Source organism: Stutzerimonas kirkiae (assembly GCF_004327335.1).
GTDB lineage: Bacteria > Pseudomonadota > Gammaproteobacteria > Pseudomonadales > Pseudomonadaceae > Stutzerimonas > Stutzerimonas kirkiae.
This window is the reverse complement of the sequence record NZ_QJUO01000002.1, coordinates 273,221-280,458: the sequence shown is the minus strand read 5'-3', so window position 1 is coordinate 280,458 and position 7,238 is coordinate 273,221. Positions and strand designations below refer to the sequence as shown.

The 7,238-nt window shown below is 65.7% G+C and carries 8 protein-coding genes; all 8 read right to left on the bottom strand.

Translation table 11 applies throughout. The annotated features are described in order from the left end of the window. Positions 1 to 318 precede the first annotated feature (318 nt). Complete coding sequence (locus DNJ95_RS02890; RefSeq protein WP_131183204.1) at positions 319 to 738, bottom strand: SufE family protein; 420 nt, start codon at positions 736 to 738, stop codon at positions 319 to 321. Then, entirely contained in the window at positions 735 to 1,943 is a 1,209-nt protein-coding gene (locus DNJ95_RS02885) for an aminotransferase class V-fold PLP-dependent enzyme (protein ID WP_131183203.1), read from the bottom strand. Before DNJ95_RS02885 ends, DNJ95_RS02890 begins: the two co-directional genes overlap by 4 nt. 2 nt (positions 1,944 to 1,945) lie before the next feature. Then, positions 1,946 to 3,145 carry a sodium/glutamate symporter gene (gltS, locus tag DNJ95_RS02880; protein WP_207388726.1) on the bottom strand — a complete coding sequence of 400 codons (1,200 nt, stop codon included), beginning with the start codon at positions 3,143 to 3,145 and terminating at the stop codon, positions 1,946 to 1,948. A gap of 66 nt (positions 3,146 to 3,211) precedes the next feature. Then, entirely contained in the window at positions 3,212 to 4,246 is a 1,035-nt protein-coding gene (gene dapD / locus DNJ95_RS02875; RefSeq protein ID WP_131183202.1) for a 2,3,4,5-tetrahydropyridine-2,6-dicarboxylate N-succinyltransferase, read from the bottom strand. A 43-nt stretch (positions 4,247 to 4,289) separates the two neighbouring features. After that, positions 4,290 to 4,661, bottom strand: a complete 372-nt coding sequence (locus tag DNJ95_RS02870) for an ArsC family reductase (RefSeq protein ID WP_131183201.1) — start codon at positions 4,659 to 4,661, stop codon at positions 4,290 to 4,292. 70 nt (positions 4,662 to 4,731) lie between these two features. Continuing rightward, positions 4,732 to 5,058: a thioredoxin family protein gene (locus DNJ95_RS02865; protein WP_131183200.1), complete on the bottom strand. Its 327-nt coding sequence runs from the start codon at positions 5,056 to 5,058 to the stop codon at positions 4,732 to 4,734. 282 nt (positions 5,059 to 5,340) lie between these two features. After that, the gene (gene dapC, locus DNJ95_RS02860; protein ID WP_131183199.1) at positions 5,341 to 6,537 is read right to left on the bottom strand and encodes a succinyldiaminopimelate transaminase; all 1,197 of its coding nucleotides are present in this window, start codon (positions 6,535 to 6,537) and stop codon (positions 5,341 to 5,343) included. 31 nt (positions 6,538 to 6,568) lie between these two features. Next, entirely contained in the window at positions 6,569 to 7,234 is a 666-nt protein-coding gene (locus tag DNJ95_RS02855; RefSeq protein WP_131183198.1) for a COG3650 family protein, read from the bottom strand. Positions 7,235 to 7,238 lie beyond the last annotated feature (4 nt).

Sequence of the window (7,238 nt, the reverse complement as noted above, 5' to 3'; positions counted from 1 at the left end):
GCGTGCTGAACCTGGCCTGGTTCGACCGCTTGGGACTGCCCCGGCTCTCATGATCTCAATCTCTCGAACCGCCCGGTGCGGACCCGCATGCCGGGTGGTGTGGCAGGGGCGCAGTCCATGAGGACTGCCCCCTATGCCGATTGGTGGGAAAATGATGGGCGGCTCCCGCAGGCATGGGCTGCCCGCGAACGGGGTGCCTGGGTACGCAAGAGCTTCGTCTCATCAACTGGATTGGCAAGAGGTCTGGCTTCAGCGCGAGTGGCTGTGCGGATGCCTGGTGGCGGGGCGGGCCTTCGCCGCCAGGGACGGCAACGAGTCTTACGCTTGCGGGTTGGTGATGATGCCGTGGATACGTTGCAACACCGCGTGCAGTCCATTGCTGCGCGATGGCGAGAGCTGGCGGGCGAGCCCCAGTTGCTGGAACCATTCGGCCAGGTCGAGGGTTTCCAGGGTTTTGCCATCGAGGCCCTGGATACGCACCAGCAATAGCGCCAGCAGGCCGCGTAGCAGGCGGGCATCGCTGTCGGCGCGCAGTTGCCAGTGCCCGCCCTGGTGTTGCGCGACCAGCCAGACCCGGCTTTCGCAGCCTTCCACGCGGTTGGTGTCGCAGCGCTCTTGCGGGGCGAGCGGGGCCAGCCGTTCGCCCCACTGCATCAGCAGTCGGGCGCGCGCCTCCCAGCCCTGGCAGTCGGCGAACTGCGCCAGTGCCTCCCGGGCTTCGGCTGGCAGCGAGGTCATCGCAGTATCTCCAGGGCCTGGTCCAGCGCATCGAAAAAGCGCCGCAGGTCATGTTCGTCGTTGTACAGCCCCAGGGATACGCGCAGGGCGCCGTCATGCCCGAGGCTGCGTAGCAGCGGCATGGCGCAGTGGCTGCCACTGCGCACGGCAACGCCCTGTTCACCGAGCAACTGGGCCAGGTCGGCATGATGGACGCCTTGCACGATAAAGCTGGCGAGGGCGCTGTCCGGCGTGCCGAGCAGGACGACGCCACGGCGCTGGCTAAGACCGTCGAGCAGGGCCTGGTGCAGCCGTCGTTCATGTTCCTGAACCCGCAGTGGGTCGAGGGAAGAGAGGTATTGCAAGGTCGCACCGAAGCCGATCACCGGCCCTATGGGCGGGGTGCCGGCCTCCAGCCCCATGGGGGCCGCGCGGAAGCTGGCCCACTGGTAGTCGGCTTCCTGCAGCATTTCGCCGCCGAACTGCCAAGGCGCCAGGCGGGCGAGGGCGTCTTCCCGCCCATAGAGAATGCCCAGGCCGTCGGGGCCGTACAGCTTGTGGCTGGAGAACACATAGAAATCGCAGCCCAGCGCGCGTACGTCCTGGCGTGCATGCACCACACCCTGGGCGCCGTCGACCACCGTGAGCGCCCCGTGCCGCCTGGCCAGCGCCAGCAGTTCCGGCAGCGGCTGGCGGTTGCCGAGGACGTTGGAGAGCTGGCTGATGGCGAGCAGGCGGGTGTTCGCGCCGATGATCGCCTGTGCCTGGAGCAGGTCGATATGGCCCCGCTCGTCCAGCGGCAGTACGCGCAGCGCAAGGCCACGGCGGCGCGCCAGTTGTTGCCAGGGCAGCAGGTTGGCGTGGTGTTCCAGCGCGCTGATGACGATCTCGTCGCCGGCCGCGAATTCGCTTTCCAGTGCATAGGCCAGCAGATTGAAGGCCTCGGTGGCGCCATGGGTGAAGACGATCTCGCTCGGGCGCGCGGCGTTCAGCCAGCGCGCGACGGCGGCGCGGGTGTCTTCGAAGGCGCGGGTGGTGCGCTCGGCCGGCGGGTGCTGGGCACGATGGACGTTGGCCGTGCCATGGCGGTAGTGATCGAGCAGGGCATCGAGCATGGCCTGGGGTTTCTGCGCGGTGGCGGCGCTGTCCAGGTAGGTCTGCCCGTCGGCCTGCAGGGCGAGAATACCGGGGAAATCCTGGCGCCATGGCGAGGTGATGAGGGGCATGCCTAGAGTCCCGTGAAGAAGTGAATGACCAGCGCATTGACCAGGTCGATGAAGAAACCGCATACCAGTGGCACCAGGATGAAGGCCCGGTGCGCCGCCCCGTACTGTTGCGCCACGGCGGTCATGTTGACCACCGCCGTGGCCGTCGAGCCCAGGCTGATACCACCGAAGCCGGCGCAGATCACCGCCGCTTCGTAGTCCCGTCCCATGCAGCGGAAGACCACCAGCAGGATGTAGGCGATGCATAGCAGCAGTTGCAGTCCGATGGCCACCAGTATGAAGAAGAATACCGATTGCAGCTCCCATAGCCTGAGGCTCATCAGCGCCATGGTCAGGAACATGCCCAGGCAGATATCCGAGATCAGCGCCAGCCCCTGCTGGGCGCCGGGCCAGTTGCGGGCGAGCTGGCGGCCCAGCAGGTGGGGCAGCAGGTTGCGGATCAGGATGCCGGCCAGCAGGCAACTGACGAAACGTGGCAGGTTGAGGCCGGCGCTTTCCAGCGTCTCGGCGATGCCCTGTCCCAGCAACAGGGCCACGTTCAGGCCCATCCAGGCCCAGAGCACGCCGTAGTAGTCGAGCTTGGGTTGTTCCTCTTCATAGGAGCGGCCTATGTCCAGGTGGGTGTTGTCCGAGGGTTGCAGGCGATGGCGCTGCATCAGGTAGCGGGCGATCGGCCCGCCGAGCATGCAGGCGGCGATCAGGCCCAGGGTGTTGCTGGCGATCCCCAGCTCCATGGCGTTGGCGATGCCCAGTTGCTCGACGAATTGCGGCGCCCACGCCAGTGTGGTGCCGACGCCCCCGGTGAGCGAGATCGACCCGGCCATCAGCCCGGCCCGCGGTTCCAGGCCGAAGGCCGTCGCGACGCCCATGCCCAGCAGGTTCTGCAGGACGATGAAGACACTGGCCAACAGCAGCAGGACCAGCAGCGGGCGACCGCCTTTGAGCAGGGTGCGCAGGTCCGCCTTCAGGCCGATGGCGGCGAAGAAATACAGCATCAGCAGGTCGCGTACCTGGAGTTCGAACTGGATCTGCGTGCCCAGTACGTAATAAGCGAAAGCGACCACCGCCGCACAGATGAAACCGCCAATCACGGGTTCAGGAATACTGTAGCGGCGTAACAGCTCGGTGCGCAGGGTCAGGATCTTTCCGGCGAACAGCAGCATGATCGCCAGGGTGAAACTGACGAACTCATCGACAATCAGGACGGGCACGGGAGGGAACTCGAATCATGGGCCGCGCCATGCATGGACGCATGGCGCGGCAGTCGCTCAGTTATGGGCGTGCAGGGCTTCGTTCAGCTCGATGGCGGAACGGTTGCTCTTGCATTCCACTGCGCCGGTCTGGGAGTTGCGGCGGAACAGCAGGTCATTCTGGCCGGCCAGTTCGCGGGCCTTGACCACTTGAACCAACTGGTTCTGGTCGTCCAGCAGGGCGACCTTGGTGCCGGCGGTGAGGTACAGGCCGGACTCCACGGTGTTGCGATCGCCCAGCGGGATGCCAATCCCTGCATTGGCGCCTATCAGGCAGCCTTCGCCGACGGAAATGACGATATTGCCGCCGCCGGACAGGGTGCCCATGGTCGAGCAGCCGCCACCGAGGTCCGAGCCCTTGCCGATGAAGACCCCGGCCGAGACCCGGCCCTCGATCATGCCCGGGCCGGCGGTGCCGGCGTTGAAGTTGACGAAGCCCTCGTGCATCACCGTGGTGCCTTCACCGATGTAGGCGCCCAGGCGGATACGGGCGCTGTCGGCGATACGTACCCCGCTCGGCACCACGTAGTCGGTCATTTTCGGGAATTTGTCCACCGAGAAGACTTCCAGCAGGTCGCCTTTCAGGCGTGCTTCCAGTTGCAGTTCGGCCAGTTCGGCCAGGTCCACCGCGCCATGGTTGGTCCAGGCGACGTTGGGCAGCAGCGGGAAGATGCCGGCGAGGTTCAGGCCGTGCGGCCTGGCCAGGCGATGGGACAGCAGGTGCAGCTTGAGGTAGGCCTCCGGGGTGGAGGTCAGGGCCGCGTCTTCCGCCAGGATGGTGACTACCAGCGGACGGTGGCTTTCAGCCAGGCGGGTGAGCAGGGCATGCTGGACCGCGTCCAGCGGCTTGATGGCGTCGGCCAGTTGGGCCGCCTGGGTGGTGTTGATGGCGATCGCCTGGTTGCCACCGCTATAGCCCAGCAGCGGTGCGACGGCGTCCACCAGCGCGCTGTCCGGGTTCAGCAGGGGCTGTGCGTAGAAGACTTCCAGCCAGTTGCCCTGGCGGTTCTGGGTGCCGACGCCGAAGGCGAGGCTGAAGGTGTTGCTGGACATCGGATTATCCTTGTGTAGAGCACGTCCGCCGTGCGGGCGTGGTTCAGTTCGTGCTGGCCAGTTCGGCAGCGTAGGTGTCGGGCTTGAATCCGACCAGTGTCTTGTCGCCCAGTTCTAGCACCGGGCGTTTGATCATCGACGGTTGCGCCAGCATCAGTTCGATGGCTTTGGCCTGGTCGAGGTCGGCCTTCTGCGCATCGTCGAGCTTGCGGAAGGTGGTGCCGGCACGGTTGAGTACGACCTGCCAGCCATGTTCGTCGCACCAGGCCTGCAGGTGAGCGCGGTCGATACCGGCGCTCTTGTAGTCATGGAAGTCATAGGGCAGGCCATGTTCTTCCAGCCAGGTTCGAGCCTTTTTCATGGTGTCGCATGCTTTGATTCCGTACAGGCGCAGGCCGGGTCTGGTTGCGGCCATGGAATATTCCTCCTTGGGCATCGCTGGGTCATGGATTATGCCATGACCGGTAGTGGGAAAAGTCCGGCGGCTATTGCGCGTCCATGCCCTGCAGCAGGGCATGGATTTCCCGGACATCGGTCGGGCGCACGCTGCGAGCGATCTCATGGCCGTTGCGCAACAGGATCAAGGTCGGCCAGAGTTTGACCTTGAATGAGCGGCCCAGGCGCCTTTTCGGACCATCCTCGATCTTCAGGTGATGCACTGGCTGGCCGCGCAAGGCTTCGGCCAGCAGCGGCTGGGCGGCCTGGCAGTGCTCGCACCAGGGGGCGCCGAATTCCAGCAGGACGTTCCCCGGCAGTGCGTCGACCTCGGCACGTCCGGGTTCGGACTCGGCATAGATATCGTTCATGGCCATATTGCTAATTCTCTTGTCGTGGGCGCGGCATAGCTTACAACGTCCAGGGGTTGAGGCTTTTTACCGGGCCGATATGCATGAATTGTGACAGGGGTGAACGGCGTTGCGGCAAGATGCAGTGGCAAGCGGCAGGTTCCGAGCAGGAAGAGGCTGCAAGGGTGTGCCGTGCGCACTGGCAAGTACAGGGTATCTCCCCGGTGCGCACGGCGCCCTAAGGATACTCCACTGCAAGCTTATGGCCTGTCGCCGCTCTTGCCCGATAAACGACATGAGGCATGTTTTTCAGGCTTCCCGTACGAAGGCACGGATGCGTCGTGCCGCCTCGATGCATTCGGCCAGGGGCGCTACCAGCGCCATGCGTACACGGCCAGCGCCGGGGTTGCCGCCATCGACTTCGCGCGACAGGTATGAGCCGGGTACCACCGTGACGTTCTGGCGGGCGAACAGGTCGCGGGTGAACCGGGTGTCATCACCGGGCGTCCTGGCCCACAGATAGAAGCCGCCGTCCGGCCGCTTCACATCGAGGACGGGGGCGAGGATGTCCAGTACCGCGTCGTATTTGCTGCGATACAGGTCGCGGTTGGCGCGGACATGCTGCTCGTCGTTCCAGGCGGCGATGCTGGCCAGTTGCGTCTGCACCGGCATGGCGCAGCCATGGTAGGTGCGGTAGAGCAGAAAGGCTTTGAGGATATCGGCATCGCCGGCGACGAAGCCCGAACGCAGGCCCGGCAGGTTGGAGCGCTTGGACAGGCTGTGGAACACCACGCAGCGCTTGAAGTCGCTGCGGCCCAGGGCGGCACAGGCGCTGAGCAGGCCGGGTGGCGGGCTGTCCTCGTCGAAGTAGAGTTCGCTGTAGCACTCGTCGGCGGCGATGACGAAGTCATGCTGGTCGGCCAGGGCGATCAGTTTCTTCAGGGTTTCCAGCGGCACCAGCGCGCCGGTGGGGTTGCCGGGGGAGCAGAGGAACAGGATCTGTGTGCGCCGCCAGGTTTCCGGCGCCACGGCGTCGAAGTCCGGGTTGAAGCCGTTTTCTTCCAGGCAGGGCAGGTAGTGCGGCGTGGCGCCGGCCAGCAGGGCGGCGCCTTCATAGATCTGGTAGAACGGGTTGGGGCTGAGCACCAGGCCGTCGGACTGGTGGTCCACTACGGCCTGGGTGAAGGAGAACAGCGCCTCGCGGGTGCCATTGACCGGTAGTATGTGGCGCGCCGGGTCGAGCCAGCCAGAGGGCACGGTAAAGCGCCTTTCGCACCAGGCGGCGATGGCTTCGCGCAGGGGCGCGATGCCCAGGGTGGTCGGGTAGACCGACAGTTGCCGGAGGTTGTCGGTCAGTGCCTGGGCCACGAAGCCGGGGGACTCGTGCTTGGGTTCACCGATGGACAGGGCGATCGGCGCCAGCCCTGCCGCCGGCTGCACGCCGCCAAGCAGCGCCCGCAGTTTTTCGAAGGGGTAGGGTTGCAGCAGGTCGAGGGCTCGGTTCATGTGTGCTTCGTCTCGGAATCCATTGTGCGGGTCACTGGTTGCGCAGGGCGCCGAAATAGGCGCAGCCGTTCTGGCGCTGGCCATCGATGCTGAGCACCGCGCTCAGGTGGCTGACGGCGCCGCTGGCGCTGTCCACGCAACGTTGCGGTGCGATCCAGAGTTCCAGGCGCTGCTGGTTGGCTTCGCTGCTGAAGTTGAGCTGCCCCTGGGGCAACTGTTCTTCCAGATAGGGGAGTGCCAGTGGCGGTTGGTCCGGGCGTTCGAGCAACAGGCCACGGGGGCTGATGGCGATGTTCCAGAAGGGTTCGTTGCCGCTGGCGCGCAAGGTCAGGCTGCGTAGCGCCGGGTCGTCGCAGCCGTGCCCTTCGTTCTGGATGCGGTAGACCTGCCGGACGTCCAGGCGCGGGTAGGCGTCGGCGCTGGCCTTGCCGAGCTTGCGGCCGCCGATGTCGACGAACAGGCGTGTCGCACCGTCGGCGAACAGGGCGTTGGCATCGTCGTTGAAGCCGCTGTCGCTCTGGTCCTGCAACGACAGGGTCTGCTCCTGCGTGCTCAGGCAGGTGGTCAGCAGCAGCGTGCCCGCTTCCCGCCGCACCTCACCTTGCATGCGCTCTCCCACTGCCGGCGGCTGCTGGGCGGCGAAAAAGCTCTGGCAGGCGCCGAGCAGTGGGAACAGCATGAACAGCAGCGGGCGCATACGA